This window comes from Acidobacteriota bacterium (genome assembly GCA_040756905.1).
In the GTDB taxonomy this organism is placed as follows: Bacteria; Acidobacteriota; Aminicenantia; order JBFLYD01; family JBFLYD01; genus JBFLYD01.
Window position 1 is genome coordinate 22530 of sequence record JBFLYD010000021.1, and the last position, 18821, is coordinate 41350.

Below are 18821 nucleotides of genomic sequence, written 5' to 3' on the forward strand. Positions count from 1 at the left end.
AAATGATGAGTAAGCCAAATTATATATACATTATCTTCTTTTCAAAAAATAAAATTGGCTGATTACAGAGACTATTAAGGATTTAAGGAGTTTCTATCAACGAGCTAAGTGAATTCTGAAAGTAAATCCTATCTTTTTTATTTATAATAATTAAACATGCCTTGAAATTTGAAAAAGTTCAAGAAATTTTGGTTGAAGATGGATGTTTTTATCTGTTATATTTTTTAAGTAAAGGGTTTTCTTTTGTTGGATTAAATTATTTTTAAAAAAATGATTAAACCAAAGTTATTGATTTTTATTTTTTTAATTATATTAGCTATTTATTTTTGCAGTGATAATAAAATCGAAAATCAGAGTGATAAAAAAGTGAGGCTTGTTTTTAAGCATGGGAAAATTGTGGGAAATATTTTTTATTTTTCAGAGATTATTAAAAAATTTGAAAAGGAGAACCCACAGATAAAAATCCTTGATGAAATTCTTCCCTCTGCAACTGATAGTCAGCATCAATTTTACATCATAAATCTTGAAGGAAAGACATCAAACTTAGATGTAATTGCTCTTGATGTAATCTGGGTTCCTGAATTCAGCCATGCTGGATGGATACGAGACCTCAGTCATTTGATTCCTGAGGAGGAAAGAGAGATATTTTTTCCATGCACGGTTGAGGCTAATACTTATAAAGGAAGATTATATGCAATTCCATGGTATATAGACACAGGAGTTCTTTATTACAGGAAAGATTTATTGGATAGGTATGGATATTTACCGCCAAAGACTTGGGAAGAACTTATTCAGATATCTCAGTATATCTTGAAAAAAGAGAAAGATGAGAATCTGAAAGGTTTCATCTGGCAGGGAAAACAATACGAAGGGCTGATTTGCAATGCTTTAGAGTATATTTGGGGAAACAACGGAGAGATAATAAAAGAGAATAATGCATTGATAAACAGTAAAGAAAATATAAAAGCGCTGAAGTTTATGAGGGATTTAATCTATAAATACAAAGTAAGTCCTTCCCTTGTTACCAACTGCGATGAGGAAGCAACAAGGCATATTTTCGGGAATGGAAATGCTATATTTATGAGAAACTGGCCTTATGCCTGGAACCTTTTTCAGGAAGAAGGGTCAAAAGTTAGAGGAAAAATTGGAATATCTCCCCTTCCATCTTTTAAGAATGGAAAAAGCAGTTCAACGCTCGGAGGATGGCAATTAGCGATTAATAAATATTCCAGGTATCCTGAGGAAAGCGAGAGATTTATTAAATATATGATCTCTCCTGAAACCCAGAAGTTTATGGCAATTAACGTTGGATATAAGCCTACAAGAATGATTTTATACCAGGATGAAGAATTGAAAAGAAAACAGCCTTTTATCGCAGGTTTATTTGACATATTAAAAAATTCAAAGCCAAGACCTGTGACTCCTTATTATATGATGATTTCTCAGGTTCTTCAATCTGAGATCAGTTCTGTTATTTCTGGAATTAAATCTCCAGAAGAAGCTTTAAATTATTGTGAAAAACAGATAAATTTTATCCTCGGAAAAGTATAAGAAATAAATGAAAAAATTTTTTGATGATCAAAAATTAGGTTATTTTTTGATAGTTCCTTCTCTTATAGTAATCTCCATTGTGGCTTTGTTTCCGATAATTTATGTTGTTTGGCTCAGTTTCCATAAAAAAATGCTTATTTTCAACATATCTGAATTTGTTGGATTGAAAAATTATGCATTTCTTATAAATGATGAAAGATTCTGGAACAGCTTATTCAACACTGTTTATTTTACTGTCATTTCTGTATCCCTTGAATTCATTTTTGGCTTGGCGATAGCTCTTTTAATTAACAGAAAATTTCCCGGAAGAGGAATAGTTAGAGCGATAATTTTAATTCCATGGGCAATTCCAACAGTAGTCTCAGCAAAGATATGGGATTGGATATACAACGGCGATTTTGGAGTGCTTAATTTTGTGTTGAAGTATTTTCACATAATTTCATCCAGCGTTAACTGGCTTGGGGATAGATATTTTGCAATTCATGCTGCAATATTCATGGATGTCTGGAAAACCACTCCTTTTGTTGCTCTTATTTTTATAGCCGGACTGCAGATTATTCCCGAAGATTTGATTAAAGCAGCTCGGGTTGATGGTGCAAATTATTTTTATATATTTAAAAAAATAATTTTGCCTATATTAAAACCTGTTATAATGGTCATTCTCGTATTTAGAACTCTTGATGCTTTTAGAGTGTTCGATGCAATTTATGTCCTGACAGGAGGAGGTCCAGGAAACACAACAGAAACTCTTTCTATTTATGCCTATAAGGTTCTTTTTCAAACTCTTCAATTCGGGTATGGGTCAACCATTTCTGTGGTTATATTTTTTTCAATCATGAGCATAAGTTTTCTCTACATCAGAATTATTGGCAAAGGATTGAGAGAATTTAAATAGGTATAATAAATGAAAATAAAAATTATCGTGTTTTATTTCCTGTTGATTCTCTCTCTTCTCTACTGCCTTGGTCCCTATTTATGGCAATTTTTTACTTCTTTTAAGCCCGATCATGAATTGACTTCGATTCCTCCCATTTTCCCCAAGACTCCTACTTTTTCTCATTATAGAGCAGTATTCAAAGAGCATCCATTTTTTAGGATTATTTTAAATAGTTTTATCGTTGCTACTGCTACAACTCTCCTCTGCTTAATCATAGGTTCACTGGCATCTTATTCGATAGCAAAATTAAAAATCAGAGGAAAAATTATAATACTGAGTATTTTTCTTTCGATTTCAATGTTTCCACCGATAGCAACTGTTAGTCCTCTTTACATAATAATCAGATTTCTTGGATTGAGAGATACCTGGTGGGCATTGATTTTAACATACACTACTTTTGCAATGCCTTTAACGATCTGGATTTTATCTAATTTTTTCAAAGAAATTCCCGATGACCTTTTAAAGGCAGCTAAAGTCGATGGATGTACCTCATTCACTACTTTTATAAAAATTATTCTACCCCTCTCAGGGCCGGGAATTTTTACAACTGCTATCCTTGTTTTTATTTTTTCATGGAATGAGTTTCTTTATGCTTTAACTTTTACAAATACTGAATCGTCAAGAACAATTCCTGTGGGAATTGCTCTATTTCCAGGTCTCCATGAGATTCCATGGGGAGATATTGCTGCTGCATCGATTACAGTAACAATTCCTCTAATAATGCTGACATTACTTTTTCAGAAGAGGATAGTTGAAGGCTTAACCGCAGGAGCAATTAAAGGATAAGAAATGGCAGAAGTAAGATTTGAAAACATAAGTAAAAGGTTTAACAATGTTGAAGTTATAAAAGGAATCAACATAGTGATAAAAGATAGAGAATTTTTCACTTTTGTTGGGCCGAGTGGATGTGGAAAATCCACTATATTAAACATGATTGCAGGTTTAGAATCTGTATCAGAGGGATATATATATTTTGATGGAAAAATAGTTAATGATACATCTCCAAAAGAGAGAGATGTGGCTATGGTTTTTCAGAGTTATGCTCTATATCCCCATCTAAATGTTTTTGAAAACATTGCATTTCCGTTGAGGATTAAAAAATTGTCAGCTGAATACATCGAAAGAGAAGTAAATAAAGTTTCAGAAATGCTTGGAATTGAAAGCTTATTAAAGAGATTGCCAAAAGAATTAAGTGGTGGAGAAAAACAGAGGGTTGCATTGGGGAGAGCTATAATAAGAAAACCGAAGGTTTTTCTTCTGGATGAACCTCTTTCAAACCTTGATGCAAAGTTGAGAATGGAAATGAGAGCCGAGTTGAAAAAATTGCACAATGAGTTGAAGGTCACTATGATTTATGTTACGCATGATCAGGCTGAAGCAATGACTCTTTCTGATAGGATTGGAGTTCTTTTTAAAGGAGAAATTTTACAGGTTGGTTCTCCAATGGAAGTATATGAATTTCCTGAGAATGTATTTGTTGGTGAATTTGTCGGGAGCCCTTCAATGAATTTCATAGAAGGAACGATAAAAAGAGAAGATGGTTATTTTTTCTATTCCGATGGATTAAGAGTCAATATCCAGGAAAATATATTGAAAAAAATATTAAATAAAATATCAAATGAAAGATTAATTGTTGGCATAAGACCGGAGTATATAAAAATCTCAAAACAAAAAACACTTAAAGGAATTGAATCATACATCTATGCAGTTGAACCTATGGGGTCAGAATCATTTGTAACTGTTAAATTATATGATAAAAAATTAACATGCAAGGCAGAGCCTGAGTTTAAAGCTGAATTTGGAGAAAAAGTATTTATCGAATTCAATGAATTAAAATTTCATTTTTTTGAAAGAGATAAGGGAGGGAGGATAAAAATTTAATGGCAGAAAAAGCAAAGAAAAAAATTATTATTTTTACTGACCTGGATGGAACACTTCTCGATATGGATACCTACTCTTTTGATGAAGCAAAGGATGCTCTTAGAATTATTGAATTGGTGAAAATCCCATTGATTATCTGTTCAAGTAAAACTCGAAAAGAAATTGAAGTTTATAGAGAAAGGCTTAAAAATTTCCATCCATTCATTTCTGAAAATGGAGGAGCTGTTTTTATACCACCGAATTATTTTAAAAGGAAGTATTTTTTTGATAGAATTGAAAAAGATTATAAAATAATTGAAATCGGTGTTGAATATAAAAAATTAATAGGAATTTTTTCTGAGCTGAAGAAAAATACGGGATTAAAATTAAGAGGTTTTTCTGAAATGAAAGTAGAGGAAATCATTAAATTGACAGGATTGCCTGAAGAAGAAGCGAAGCTTGCAAAACAGAGGGAGTACTCTGAGTCATTTTTGCTTGTGAATAAGAACGAAGAAACAGTAAAGATATTGGATGAAACTGCAAAAAGGATGGGGGTAACTGTAACCGAAGGAGGAAGATTTTTCAATCTTTCAATTGGCAATGATAAAGGAAAGGCAATAAAAAAATTGATGAACATTTTCAGAAGAGAAATAGGAAAAGATACCTTAACACTTGGGCTGGGAGACAGCATGAATGATTTACCCCTTCTAAAAGCAGTTGATTTTCCGGTTTTAATAAGGAAAAAAGATAGAAGTGTTGAATGGGGAATTAAATTGAAATTGGAAAATGTTAAAATTTCTCGAGTTCCAGGCCCAGCTGGATGGGATGAAGAAGTAGAAGAATTTTTGTTTAAATATTATTAGGGAGGAAAAAATGAGCGATTTTTTTCAAAATGGGACGATTACAACCCTTCATAGATTGGGTGCTTCTAATGTAGAGAAGCTGGAAGAAGAGCTGTTTGAGATTTCTAAAAAGAGAAAAATTTCCCTTGTCCTTCCAGCTCTTTTTTCTGAACTGAAAGGAAGGGCGCTTCCAAGAATAATAAAAGAACTCCAAAAAGTTAAGTATTTATACCAGATTGTTATTACTCTTGGAAGAACTGAGAAGAAAGAGTTTAAAATAGCAAAGGATTTTTTTTCAGCTCTTCTACAAAAAGTTTCAATAATCTGGAATGATGGAGAGAGGATTCAGAAACTATATAAATTACTCGAAAAGAATGAGCTTTCAGCAGGACCTGATGGAAAGGGAAGGTCAACATGGATGGCGTATGGATATGTTTTAGCTGACGGAGAAAGTGATGTAATCGCATTGCATGATTGCGATATTTTAACTTACAATCGAGAGCTATTGGCAAGACTGATTTATCCAGTAGCAAACCCGAATCTGAACTATGAATTCAGTAAAGGATATTACAGCAGAATTACAGATAGACTACATGGTAGAGTAACAAGATTATTCTTCACCCCGTTCATCAGAGCATTACGGAAAATAATCGGGCCAAATCAATTTTTAGAGTATCTTGACAGTTTCAGGTATCCTCTTGCTGGAGAATTTTCTATGATCGCTGACTTAATAAGAAACATAAGAATACCAGGAGATTGGGGACTTGAAGCAGGTGTCTTAGCTGAGGTATACGCGAATTGTTCGATTCATAGAATATGTCAGTCTGATTTAACCGATAACTATGAACATAAGCATCAGCCACTTTTACCTAAAGATCCTCAAAAAGGCCTTTTAAAAATGGTAATTGATATCTCAAAATCTCTCTTTAGAACCCTTGCAAGAGATGGAATTGTATTTTCTGATGGATTTTTTAAAACACTCGGTGCAACATATTCGAATATTGCAATGGAAACTATTTTAAGATATGAGAATGATGCTGCGATAAACAGCCTGGTTTTTGACAGACATTATGAAGCCCTGGCAGTAGAAACATTTATAGAGGGGCTCAGAATCGCAGGAGAGGAATTTATTAAATATCCATATAGTTTTCCTTATATTCCTCGATGGAGAAGAATTTCATCTGCGATACCAAATTTCTTTGAAATGATTCTTAACGCAGTAAAAGAGGATAATAAATAAAAAAACATAATTTTCCCTTCTGATGAAATTACTAAAAAGAAAAGAATTTTTATACTTTTTTGTATTTTTTATAATCTTTATTTCTCTCACTCTGATTTATTTTCTTAAAGTAAAAAAAGAGATGGTGGATTTTTCTGTTTATTACAAAGCAGGCGAAAGAATTATAAATGGAGAATCGTTATATCGAATTGAAGATGGGCACTATCAATTCAAATACCCTCCTTTTTTTGCTTTCTTATTTTCATTTATATCCTTTTTTCCTCTTAATATTGCTAAATTAATCTGGTTCTATTTAGAAATTATAGCATCCATTTTAATTTTTTATTTCTCGATTAAATTGATAAATAGAGATGATGCCAGAAATTTAATGGTTATTTTTCTCTCTTTTTTAATTCTCGCAAAATTTTATGGCCATGAGATCAACCTTGGACAGGTAAATTCTGTGATGAATTTCTTTCTGATTTTAATGGTATATTTTTTTGTGTTGAAAAAAGATTTTCTATCAGGATTGTTTCTTTCGATTTCAGTAATCATCAAGCCCTATTATTCGATTTTTCTTATCTATTTCTTCTTTAAGAGGAAAATTAAACTTGTATTGAGTTCATTAATTTTTACAACAATCTTTTTCTTCATCCCAACAATTTTTTATGGACTTAAGGGAAACTTTCTTGAGGTAGAAAAATGGATTAAGAATCTTTCAGTATCTACTCCTTCTCTTATTTCTTCTCAAGATAATGTTTCCTTGATGGCATTTTTCACAAAGAATGTGACTAAAGGAAAGGATGTTTTAATTTTTTATTTTATTTTTTTAATCTTATTTTTTTTTCTTTTGATTTATCTTCATTCAATTGGAGAAATAAATGTCTTAAAGAATCAGGAGATTCTTGAGTCTTCAATGATTTTGATTATGATACCACTGATTTCCCCCCTTGGATGGGATTACACTTTGATTTCATCAACGCTTGGAGTTGTAATTTTAGTTAAGTACTTTAACAGGTTTGAAACAGCGCATAAGTTTATATTAGTATTGAATTTCGCTCTTATTGGTGGAACTCTTTACGATCTCATGGGAAGGAAATTATATTCAGAGTTTATGAATTATTCAGTTTTGACGATAAATTTTTTAATAATCATTTTTTATTTATCACTTCTCCGCTTGAAAAAGATACTATAGGGTGAGGTCTCATGAATATCTTCAAAAAAAATATTTTTCATAAAGTCCATTGAACAAAACCTAGTTTGATGAAAGCTCTTATAATAATTCCCACATATAATGAGGCAGAAAATATCGAAAATCTGATAAAGGAAATTTTTAATCTCAAAATCCAGGATGTAGAGCTCAGCGTTCTTGTGGTGGATGATAATTCTCAGGATGGAACTTCTGAAATAGTTGAAAAATTGATGAAAGAGAATAAAAATATTTTTTTAATAAAGAGAGAAAGAAAATCAGGTTTAGGCTCAGCATACATAAGAGGCTTTAAATACGCCTTAGAAAAAAACTTTGATTTTGCTTTTGAGATGGATGCTGATTTTTCCCATAAGCCTTCATACATTCCAGATTTTTTAAATGAAATTAAAAACAATGATTTAGTTCTTGGTTCAAGATACATTGAAGAAGGAGGCATATCCAACTGGGGTATCATAAGAAGATTTATAAGCAGAGTCGGAAACATTTATGCAAAGCTTATTCTTGGGATACCGGTTAATGATCTAACAGGAGGGTTCAAGTGTTTTAGAAGCTCAGTTTTAAGAAATTTAGAGCTCGATAGAATCTCCTCTGATGGCTATTGTTTTCAGATAGAGGTTAACTATTTGTGTTATAGAAAAGGATTTAAGATAAAAGAAATTCCGATTATGTTTCAGGAGAGAGAAAAAGGAAAATCTAAAATATCTAAAAGAATAATCTGGGAAGCTATCTGGAAAGTGTGGAGCATAAAAATTGCTTCTTTTTTTAACTAATATAAACGCATTTAATTCTGATGCATTCCTGTCCCCTCACCCCCCTCCCTGAACTTGTTTCATGGGTTGATTCGGAGTTGCGCAATGCAAGGCTGAAGCTTTGCCCTACATGTCAAATTATTTGGGTCGTTTGTATTAATTTAACGGACATCATATTTTAAAAAAGCAATGAAAGCTAAGTAAAGTAGCAATAAATTAGAAAAGATTAATAAGCTGAAATCGATAAATATATTTTTAACCTGTTCACTCCCTTTAGGAATTTCATCCTTGAACTTTGGAATAATTTCATAGTTAACTGGTTTGTTCGTGAAAAATAACTCTGACTCCGGGTTGATCCAATGGGGGCTATTAGGGTCATTAGCATCCTCTCTTTTAACAAATTCTAAAAGAATCTGGCGATAGATCTCCAATTTTCTTTTTAAATGCTCAAATCTAATTATTCCTCCGAGTATTATAGTCTCGTTTGCATATCTAAATTGTGCTGCTGGTGAGATCCTCGATAAATTTCTTGCCAATTTAAGTTGGTTCAGCTGCTTTTGATAATAATCATTTCGAATTGACATTTCTGCCTGTAACATCTTGTTTGTAGTTTCAGCCCTCACCTTATGAGATGGCCTGAAAGGATTTGAGGGCTCCATTGCCCATGTTCCTTCAGGTGCGTTCTCAAACATTTCTTTTTTTACCAAGCTAATTTTTTCAATAATCTCTCCTCGCTCTGGCACAGAGTGTATCTGGGAGATTATAATCGCTCCCATATTAGGAATTAACAATACCAAGATTGCCCAGCATAAAAGTAAAGAAACCAAACTTGTGGATGAATGTTTTGTAAGGGAGCTCATCAGCAAGCCAAGAAAAGTAAAGCTGGAAATATACAAAAAAGATAGCGCCAATGATGAAAGAACTTTAACTAATACATCGGTTCCAAGGGGAATGGATTTAAAATTTGTGATAATCAAAAGATTTAAAATTACTCCCACCAATAATGGTATGAAAATGGTAATCAATACTCCAAAATATTTTCCGAGGATAATTTTCCACCTGTTTATATTCATAGATATTGAAAGCCTTAATGAGCCCCTTTCTTTCTCTCCAGAAATTCCGTCATAGGTTAACACTATAATTCCAAAACTTAAGATTATGCTGATGATAAAAATCCAGTCGACATCCTGAAATTTCTGAAGGAAAGGATTTCCACCTCCTTTACGGGGTTGATATTCAAATATGCGGAACGCATTGAAAATAAATAGATTGGGAAGATGTTTTTCGAAAGCTTCATTGATAAAAGCAGTTGGCCTGGGAGACAAATAAAACTTCTGGTCATGAAGGGAAAGCTTTCCCAAGTTGCTACTCAAGGAACGTAATTTTTCCTCTTCTTCGATAATGTTGTCGCTATATTCTTTAATCTCAATTTTATAACGAGAGGTGTAAGAAATACCGTTAACAATAAAAAGAGAAATTGTAAGAATGGAAATCAGCAAAAAGCGAAGGCTATACAAATGATCTAAAAGCTCCCGTTTAATAATTAGCCACATATTTTTTTATTGGTAACGTGGATCATATCTTATAGTGGCAACATAACTGAGAGAAAATAAAATAACAACGATAATGATAAGAACGATGAGATCAATGGAAATTCTCTGGAGTGTATCGATATAATTCTCATTCTTTAAAGAAAAGCGGAGAATATCATTAACATCAAGGTAAGATTTCAAATGTTTCAAGATATCGATCGGACCATATTTAAACTCTGCAAACATTCTAAAGAAATTACCCTTTGTCACGCTTTCTAATTCTCTATAAGTTTTATACTTTCCCTCTGTATAATAGGCTATCCATTCATCTGCTGTTCTCATCTCAGATTCTTTCATCTGGGTAAAATAGGCAAAAGAGGAAAACAGGTTTTTACTCATGTAATAATTTATAATTTGTTCTCGATACCTTTTGCATTTTTCTATAAATTGAAGATGACTCTCCAAATCTGTCCTGGTTAAGCCAGAAGCTATGTGTCTGAATATAGTTAGAGGCGAAATTATTGAAAGATATTTAGTTAAATTACTTTGTCGAATAAGGTCATTTAGATAATTTTGCTGGATCGCATATTTTCTCTGGGCATATTCTATTCTAAGTGGTTCAGAAAATGAGTTTAATTGCCTTCTATTTTCCATTACATCTTTTGGGCTGATCATGCGAGTTTGTCCATCTATACCACCTATATAAAGCCAGTTTATTCCCATTACGGGTTTAGGAAGTTTTTCTTCAAAATTTTTTACCTTTTTTCCAAATTCTTCATTCAGATTTTTTGTAGCTTTATCTATTGCTTCTTTAGGTATGATACTGGTCAAACTTTGAGATAAAAAAAGCGAGGCATTTGGCACAATTATCACCAGAAAAACCCAGATAAACAATGCAATCATCAAACTAGTGGAAGAGCGAGAAGTAAGAGTAGAAATAAACATACCTAAAAGTAAAAAAATAAGAACATAAAGCAATGAAGAAAGAGAAATGCTCAATATTCGAAGCCAGTCTTCAATTTTAAATTCAATAGAGCGATGCACAAGGATTACTAAAAAGCTTACAATAAAACTCAATAATATGATTGGAAGTAATGTGAGAACATGACCTAATAGTTTTCCAACAATCAACCTATCACGGGAGATATTATTAGCTAAAGTAGTTGCCAATGTTCCACTTTCTTTCTCTTTAGAGAAAGAATCATAAGTGAAAAGAAGGGCAAAAAGAGAAAGTAAGACCGAGCAGATAAAAGTAAAATCAATGTTAAGAAATGAAGCAAGAAATGGGTTTTCCCTTTCAGTAGCTGAGCCCTCAGCCAGGAAAGGAACTTGCCCGAGGAGGATTTTTACTTTATTTCCAAGGACTTCTTCTGAATCTGAAATGAATATACTTAGAGGCTCAGGCTTTTTTAATACTGTTGGACGAATTTGGGAGTAAACATAAATTTCCTTGAATTCCTTTTCATACTTTTGGCTCTCCTGCTGGTAAATTTTCAATCTTTCAAGATAGTGGACAAGAGATAAATTAATACTTATAGGTATCAATAAAACACAGAGCAATAGGCCAATAAGGAATTTGAAAGTGAGAAGGCTACTCAAAAATTCTTTTTTAGAGATATTCCATATCATCTCTTCTCATCTCACATCATATTTTATGAAGGAAATGTAGCTTGAAATGAAAAATATCAGGAGGAAAATGATAAGTATTGAAAAAAATGGAAGACACCATAGAAGTCTTCCTTTTAATTCTTCCTGGTTATAAGAGAATTTAGGCCTATCTGACATATCAATAAATGTGTTCCAGGGATCTTCAGCAGGGTGATTTTTCTGAAATTCTGAAACTTTTTTCATGGCATATTCTCTGAATCTTTCAGCCCAATTTTTTCCAATTCTGGCAAAATGAATCATATTTCTTATCCCTGTTGAAGAAAGATCAGAAGCTAAATATGTGAAGTTGGAAAGAGGGGAAAGAAGGGAAATAATTCCTGAGATAATAATTTGAGAGTCCTGCTTTTTACCAAACTGTCTCCAGATTTTATCTGCCTTTTCATTTTGAATTCTATTAGCCTCCTCCCAGGCCTTCTGCCATTCATTTGTATATTCTTCCATAGCTTTCCTGAACGCAAGGTCAGTCTTAGCTCTTTCCTTCCGGTCTTTTTCTAAAGGAGTTTCTTTCAAGAAGGGATATTTTTTATAAAGCTGAGCTTCCTTCTTTCTCCACAACTTTCTTCCAAGTTCATCCCTTTCCACATCAGTAATCCTTGAGGTTTCTCTTTGAACTTTTATGTATGAAGGCATTTTCATGATGAACGAAGTAATGTATGGAGAAATATTTGGGATGATGAAAACAAATAAAACCCAGAAAAAAAGGGAAGTCAATATGGAAGAGGAAGAAAATCGATGTTTTGAGGATATAAAAATACCTATACAATAAAAAATTGATATGTATATTATGGCTCCTATAATTATTATTAGAAAAGAAATCCAGTCAGATACATTAAAATTAAATTTTGAGTTGAAACTTATGATTAAAAGCCCAATTAACAAGGAGACAAAGAATGGGATAAGAAGGGTAATTATTCCGCCTGCAATTTTACCCAGGATTAATCTTGACCTTGAGATGCTGTTTGATAAAGCTGAGCTTAAAGTTAAATCCTCTCTTTCTCCTGAAATAGAATCATAAGAGAGAATCAATGCAGCAAGGCTCAAGAAAATCGAGACTATGAAAGTGAAGTCTATAAGGGGGAATACTATAGGAATGGGGTCGTTATCAAAGAATTCTAAATTTATATCTTCAGAAATACCTCTTATCATGGAATGAAAAGGAATAGGAGGTTGAAAAGGGTTTAAAATAGCTCCTATCCTGTTGAAATGGGCATAATTTTTCAAGAAATTTTCAATTTCTATCTGCCTCTGGGAATATTCATCTGCTTTTTTAGAATAATCTATGCTTAAAAAGAAAAATGTCAAAGGAATAAGTATTATTAAAAATAAAAAGATTACAAAGAATTTGAATGAAGAAATATTATTTTGAACCTCTTTTTTCACAATTGTTTTAAACATTTTTCATCTCGCATCATATTTAGCAAAGAAATAATAAGCTAAGGTAAAGAACATAATATTCCAGAAAATAATTAGAAATAAATCTAAAAAAGCACCTTCAAGAAGTATTTCTGAGATTGACCTTTGATTGTATTTAAATGCATGGGAAATAGATGGTTTTTCTGTTTGATAGAGAAACGGAAGAATTCTATTTTTGTAAGTGATTAATTCTCTTTTTAAATTCCTTTCCTCACCAATTCCGGTCCCAGAAATATCCATCATGGAAAAAATGTAGCTTGAAACAGGAGAAATCCTATTTATTGATTTGACGAAATCGATAAACTTATCGAATTTGATTCTGTAAGATTCATCGAGTTTATCATTTTCAGAGCTTATTTTTTCCACCCTTGAAGCCCAATCTTTCAAAGTTTCACCTTTACCAATCTTTCTTTCCTGAATTCTTTCAAATACCTCACCTATCCATATGTGCTGCCTTTTCTGATTTATAGATTTAACTGATGGAAGATCTTTAGCTCCTCGAGCTATAAGACTTCCCGAATTGGGAATTACAAAAACTAAAATAGCCCATAAAAAAAGAAGAACTACCAGGGAGGTTGATGATTTTCTTGTGATGGATGAAATAAGAAATCCGAGAGTAAAAAATACGGATATATAAAAAATTGAAATGCTCAAAAGAATCAAAAATCTTGATGCATGATCAGAAGAAAATTTTATTTGAGGATCAATGTTTATAATTAGAAAGGTAAGAAGGGATATAATTAGAAAAGGCAAAACGAGACATAAAAAATTTCCTATCCACTTTCCGAAAACAATGTTTGCCCTTGAGATATTGTTGCAAAGTAAAACTCTTAATGTTCCTGATTCTTTCTCTCCACATATTCTGTCAAATCCAAAAAGAAGAGCAACTAAAGATAGAATCACTTTAATCACATAAAGAAAATCTACTGTTGGATAGAAAGAAAATATTGGGTTTGATGCTTTTTGTCCTGCTCCTACTCGAATTCTTGTAACAGAGATTTCAAAAGACCTGGTCATAGCTTCATCAACACCTTTTACAAAAATTGAAAGGGGATTGGGAGGAAGAACCACTATAGGCTCTTCTGGCTTTGGTTTTATTATATGATAGTCTGAAAGCCTTTCTTTATAGTCCTTATACATTATAAAAATGGAAAGGCTTAACAAAAGGGAAGTTAAAAGAATGGCAATAAAAAATTTATAGCTCAGAAGGTTGCTTCTTATTTCATTTTTAACAATTTCTTTGATCATTAGCTTCTGTGTAGCCCTTTAGTCATTTAGCCCGTTAGCTCTAAAGCCAAAAGGCTAAATGGCTATCTTCATTGTTTATCTTGTCTCCATGTATTGAAGGTAGAGTTTCTCTAAATTCTCATGCTCTATCTCTTTTGAGGTCATCTCTGCAACTAAGTATCCTTCTTTCATTATTCCAACTCTATCTGCAATCTCCTTTGCACGGAATATGTCATGGGTTGACATGAGGACTGCTTTTCCCTCATCCCTTATCTCAAATAGAATCTCGAGGAACTCATGGGCAGCCTGAGGGTCTAAACCTGCTGTTGGTTCATCAAGTAACATATTCTCTGCATCCTTTGTAATTGCAATTGCCAGAGCTAACTTCTGTCTCATCCCTTTTGAGAAGTGTTTCACCCTTTTCTCAAACGCCTCCTCCTCCAGTCCTACTCTTCTCATAATGTTGAAATAATCCTTCTTGGTTAAATTCTTTTTTCCTCCTAATTTTGCAAAAAAATCGAGGTTCTGTGTTGCACGAAGGTTTCCGTAGAGCATGACATTCTCTGGAACGTAGGAGACATATCTTTTTGCTTCAAGGGGGTCTTTTGTGACGTCTATTCCGTTTATAAAGGCAGTTCCAGAGGTTGGAGGAATAAAATTCAGGAATAGATTTATCGTTGTTGTTTTTCCAGCTCCATTTGCACCTAAAAGGCAGTATATCTCCCCTTTTTTTACCTCCATGTTTAAATTATTCAAAGCCCTTGTTCTATCCTCATATACTTTTGTGAGATTTTCAGTTTTAAGCATATTCACCTCCTTGTTAGTTTTATCCCAAATACCACAATGCCCACTAAAAGACCTATGAGTAATGTTATCAGCACTGTTATACCCAGGATATTTGTTTTTGATGAGATGTGAATCCTTACGATCTTATCCTCTGATTCAATCCTTCTTCCAAAAGATGTGCATTCGGTCTTAATCTTTGGTTCATAATCTCCAACTGATACATCTACTGGGGGAAGAAACCTTATCTTAACGATTCTCTCTTTATCCTGTTCCAATGATTGAATTAAATCTGGCTCTACATCAGCTCTCCAGTTTAAAGGTAAATCCGTATATATTCTTATGTTATCCAATCTTCTTGTTCCTGTGTTTTTCACATTTACATCCATCTCCACATCCTCTCCCACTTTTATCTCATGGTATAGGTTTAAAGCTCCTACCTCAATCCTTCCTATTCCTCTGGGTATTATCTCAAGCCTTACTTTTCCTCCCTTTATGTCTTTTAGAATAGCCATTTTGCCCTCTGGTCCTTTAGCCGTTTGGCTAATAGATCTTTCAAGCTTATTAGATTCTTCTTCATCCAGACAGAGTGTATAAAACTCAATAGATTTATCTATTTTTACTTCCTCTGAAGGATTTTTTGGTAGGTAGAGTTTTAACTGGAGCTTTAAAGAGGTTATTCCCTCAGAGAATTTTATCTGGGAGAGTCTTGCAGAAGTCTGGGGATCGATGAAATCGTAGGCTATCTGATGGGGAAGACCAAAGAGGTGAAGTCTAAATACAGAACCTTCCCTTGTGAACCTCTCCAAAGAGAGGTCAAATGAGGCTTCTCCTCCTAAATCAGCCTCCTGGGAGAATTGAGATGAATTCACTGTCACAATGTTTGCGGAGGCTTCTTTTAGAAGATATACCTTTGTTCTCTCTTCTCTTCCTGCGTAGAAAACCGAAACCTCTAAGGATTCAACATCTTTAAGTAAAATAAAATCTGCCTCTTTCGCCTCTCCTAAAGAAAGCGATGAGATTTTTTCCTGATACGGCTCTGAGATTATAAACCCATCTGAAAGAAGTGATACATATATATCTTTTATCTCTTTCAGGAAATCCTGAGGAAATAGCTCTTCCTTTATTCCTAAAGAAAACAATGCTTCTAATTCCTTTGCTGAATAAAGAAGGGATACTTTTACATGGATTTTTCCCCTTTGATCCATCCATTTTGTGGCTGAATCAACTACAACTTTTGCCTCAGAACCAGTAAATGAGATAAGTGCTTGCTGATATTCAACCTGTGCCCTTAGATAGGAGGTTTCTTTCTTTGCAAACTCCTCCTCAGAGATTAAACCAGCTTCTTTTAGTTTCAGCGCTCTTTCATAATCTCCTCTCATCTCCTGAAGGTGAAGCTGTGCTTTTTTGAGGTTTAAAAGTTTTTGGGTCTGAGATTCCTGGGGAAAGAGGAATAGAGATATAGAAATTAGAATCAAAATAAAAAAAATCTTTTTAATCATGTCTTAATCTCTCCATATCATCTGAAAATTCAAGCTTCCCTTCCATATTTATGATCTCCTCTATCCTCTTTTTTTTGATGTATTCTTTAAGTGATAATATAATGGCCTCTGTTCTTGTCCTTGCTTTAGACAATCTTTTCACTTCCTCCAGTATATCATCAGGTAAAATGATTGATATTTTCATAATTTCCCAATAGATTAAGCAAACTCCATGCCAAATTATATAAAATTAGAAAGAAGTCAACAATTATATATATTTCCTTCCCCTGGGTTGAACCAGGTTTATTGACAAAAGCGGGTAAATAATTACTCAATTTGATCCATATTTCATTAAAATTCTTTTTTTCTCTTTGATATTATTAGCTTCTTTCTATATGGGTAAAAATTTACACAAAAATTTAAGATTTTTACGCAAATTTTTAAGTTTCTCTTGATATTATTAGCTTTCCTCAGAAGCTTTTCATGGGTATTCATTTTCTCACCTCTTAATCCCTTTTCACCAATTAGTGTTGTGTCACTTAAATACCTTTCCTTATTCTTATGTGACACAACACTTTCCCTATGGGAGAAAGATCTCCTTAGACGCTTCGCTGAGCACCCCCAGACATGGGGAAGCCTTCTTCCCCATACCCCTTCAGTGTGCTGTAAGAGAGACCGTCTGCCTGCGAAGAGATTTAAGGAACAGCACACTAATATTCTCCACTCTTCCCTTCAAAGCTAATGGATAGGGAGTAATAGCAATATTTATCGAACATCATATTTAATAAAGGAATAATAAGTGACAACGAAAAAAATGGCAGTATATATGATCAATATTGCTAAATCCACTGCTCTTTTTTTAATGGCATCTCCAATTGTGATAGATGAATAAGAAAAAAGAGGTAGCTCATAGATTCTTGGAATATCCTCATCAGAACCTCCAAAGCCAAAATTCATAGACTCTTTTCCTCTCTTAACTGTCATCTGGTCTTGCCATGTTTTACTCCAGAATTTCTGCTCGATAAGATTCTGGTAAGTTCTTACGGATTGGAAGAATTTTTCCCTTTCTCCAGGACCTGTTCCAGCTAAATCAGATAGAAGATAAGCAAAACAAGAGGCTGGAGATATTCTTGAGATGATAACTGCTAAGATTTGCTGGTTAGTCATACGACGATCATAATCAGATTGAAGTTTTAAGAGCGAATTGGCAATTTTTTCTTCAAAAATCTTTACAATAGGTTTTCTCAATTTCCTGTATTTATTCCACCAATCTCTCCCCCCGCCAATCATTCCTTCTTTACCAATCATATTTTCCCTTTCTAATGCTTCTACAAGCTTTGCTCCTTTTTCTTTTTCAATTTCCCTTCTGACACTTTCTTTCTCCCGTTTAAAAACTATCTCATCTTTTACAGGATAAATAACCTTGGAGATGATACCTGAAAGCCTCGGTATTCCAAGAAAAAGAATCACCCATATAAAAAGAAGAAAGGTAAAAGCACTTAAAGAGCTATGAGTTCTTGAAGATATGAACATTCCAAGATGAAGGATTAAAGTTATCTGGATAAAGGAGGAAATTATTATCCCAATAAATGGAAAAAGAATTCCTCTATCGAACAAAGGATAGCCGAAAATTAGAAGGATGAGGATACCAATGAGGACTGATAAAATATAAGGAATCAGGATAGTTATGTAGCCTCCTAAAAGTTTTCCCAGAATGATAGTGCTTCTACTGGAGGAATTGGAAAGGGTTAACCTAAGGGTTCCCTTTTCCTTTTCTCCAACTATTGAATCAAAACTCATCAATAGTGCCATAAGAGTGATGACTATGTTAATAATAAAAAGCAAATCAAGATGACCGAATAGAGGCGCTATAATTTCATTCCTGTTTTCACCTCCACGCCATTCAATTTCTTCCTTAGAAATGCTGAAAGAATTGGGCAAAGAATCTTCATAGCCTGAGATTAACGCATTTAAAGGAGGAGTTTTTCTAAATCCTTGGACTCCAGCAATGTATCTTCCTCCCTTTTTTGATTCTTCTAAGGCTGAAAGATAATCCCTTTCGAGAGAGGATAATGATTGGGCTTTGGTTGAGTAATTTTTAAAATTTACATAGAAGCCAAGGGGAATGAGAACAATGCAGAGAAGAACAAGAATAAAAAATCTAAGACTCACGACATGCTCAAGGATTTCTTTTCTTATGATTGTGACTAACATTTTCTTCCTTGTATATTCCGATCCAAAGTGGCCATCGATTCCGATTCAAACCGGCCACTGATTCTGATTGAAAGTGGCCACCCATTCCGATTTATTCCGGCCACTTTTTCGATGAAATCAGAATTTGAAAAAGTT

The 18821-nt window shown here is 33.4% G+C and carries 16 protein-coding genes; 8 read left to right on the forward strand and 8 right to left on the reverse strand.

What is annotated here, in order from left to right; genetic code table 11:
• Window positions 1–366 precede the first annotated feature (366 nt).
• From AB1410_02850 to AB1410_02885, 8 genes are all read left to right on the forward strand, one after another.
• Window positions 367–1551 (forward strand): ABC transporter substrate-binding protein, encoded by a 1185-nt coding sequence (locus AB1410_02850; GenBank protein MEW6455642.1) that lies wholly within the window; start codon window positions 367–369, stop codon window positions 1549–1551.
• 7 nt (window positions 1552–1558) lie between these two features.
• Window positions 1559–2446, forward strand: a complete 888-nt coding sequence (locus AB1410_02855) for a sugar ABC transporter permease (GenBank protein ID MEW6455643.1) — start codon at window positions 1559–1561, stop codon at window positions 2444–2446.
• 9 nt (window positions 2447–2455) lie between these two features.
• On the forward strand, window positions 2456–3274 hold the full coding sequence (locus AB1410_02860) for a carbohydrate ABC transporter permease (GenBank protein ID MEW6455644.1): 819 nt from the start codon (window positions 2456–2458) through the stop codon (window positions 3272–3274).
• A gap of 3 nt (window positions 3275–3277) precedes the next feature.
• Window positions 3278–4369 carry an ABC transporter ATP-binding protein gene (locus AB1410_02865; protein MEW6455645.1) on the forward strand — a complete coding sequence of 364 codons (1092 nt, stop codon included), beginning with the start codon at window positions 3278–3280 and terminating at the stop codon, window positions 4367–4369.
• Entirely contained in the window at window positions 4369–5211 is an 843-nt protein-coding gene (locus AB1410_02870; protein MEW6455646.1) for an HAD-IIB family hydrolase, read from the forward strand. The genes AB1410_02865 and AB1410_02870 overlap by 1 nt, the downstream gene beginning before the upstream one ends.
• A gap of 10 nt (window positions 5212–5221) precedes the next feature.
• Entirely contained in the window at window positions 5222–6430 is a 1209-nt protein-coding gene (locus AB1410_02875; GenBank protein MEW6455647.1) for a glycosyl transferase, read from the forward strand.
• Between the two features lie 22 nt (window positions 6431–6452).
• Entirely contained in the window at window positions 6453–7604 is a 1152-nt protein-coding gene (locus tag AB1410_02880) for a glycosyltransferase family 87 protein (GenBank protein ID MEW6455648.1), read from the forward strand.
• 68 nt (window positions 7605–7672) lie between these two features.
• Complete coding sequence (locus AB1410_02885; protein ID MEW6455649.1) at window positions 7673–8389, forward strand: polyprenol monophosphomannose synthase; 717 nt, start codon at window positions 7673–7675, stop codon at window positions 8387–8389.
• Window positions 8390–8529: 140 nt separating this feature from the next.
• On the opposite strand, the gene AB1410_02890 is transcribed toward AB1410_02885, so the two are convergent.
• The 8 genes from AB1410_02890 to AB1410_02925 all read right to left on the reverse strand — a co-directional run bounded on the left by AB1410_02890 (window position 8530) and on the right by AB1410_02925 (window position 18686).
• Window positions 8530–9885 carry an ABC transporter permease subunit gene (locus AB1410_02890; GenBank protein MEW6455650.1) on the reverse strand — a complete coding sequence of 452 codons (1356 nt, stop codon included), beginning with the start codon at window positions 9883–9885 and terminating at the stop codon, window positions 8530–8532.
• Between the two features lie 42 nt (window positions 9886–9927).
• Window positions 9928–11529 carry an ABC transporter permease subunit gene (locus AB1410_02895; protein ID MEW6455651.1) on the reverse strand — a complete coding sequence of 534 codons (1602 nt, stop codon included), beginning with the start codon at window positions 11527–11529 and terminating at the stop codon, window positions 9928–9930.
• A 6-nt stretch (window positions 11530–11535) separates the two neighbouring features.
• Complete coding sequence (locus tag AB1410_02900) at window positions 11536–12963, reverse strand: ABC transporter permease (GenBank protein MEW6455652.1); 1428 nt, start codon at window positions 12961–12963, stop codon at window positions 11536–11538.
• A 3-nt stretch (window positions 12964–12966) separates the two neighbouring features.
• A complete protein-coding gene (locus tag AB1410_02905; GenBank protein ID MEW6455653.1) occupies window positions 12967–14229 on the reverse strand; it encodes an ABC transporter permease subunit in 1263 nt (420 codons plus the stop codon).
• A gap of 75 nt (window positions 14230–14304) precedes the next feature.
• On the reverse strand, window positions 14305–15015 hold the full coding sequence (locus tag AB1410_02910; protein ID MEW6455654.1) for an ABC transporter ATP-binding protein: 711 nt from the start codon (window positions 15013–15015) through the stop codon (window positions 14305–14307).
• Between the two features lie 2 nt (window positions 15016–15017).
• Complete coding sequence (locus tag AB1410_02915) at window positions 15018–16493, reverse strand: NEW3 domain-containing protein (protein MEW6455655.1); 1476 nt, start codon at window positions 16491–16493, stop codon at window positions 15018–15020.
• Window positions 16486–16677, reverse strand: coding sequence for a type II toxin-antitoxin system VapB family antitoxin (locus tag AB1410_02920; GenBank protein ID MEW6455656.1), 192 nt, complete (start codon window positions 16675–16677; stop codon window positions 16486–16488). Before AB1410_02920 ends, AB1410_02915 begins: the two co-directional genes overlap by 8 nt.
• Window positions 16678–17237: 560 nt before the next feature.
• The gene (locus tag AB1410_02925) at window positions 17238–18686 is read right to left on the reverse strand and encodes an ABC transporter permease subunit (GenBank protein MEW6455657.1); all 1449 of its coding nucleotides are present in this window, start codon (window positions 18684–18686) and stop codon (window positions 17238–17240) included.
• Window positions 18687–18821 lie beyond the last annotated feature (135 nt).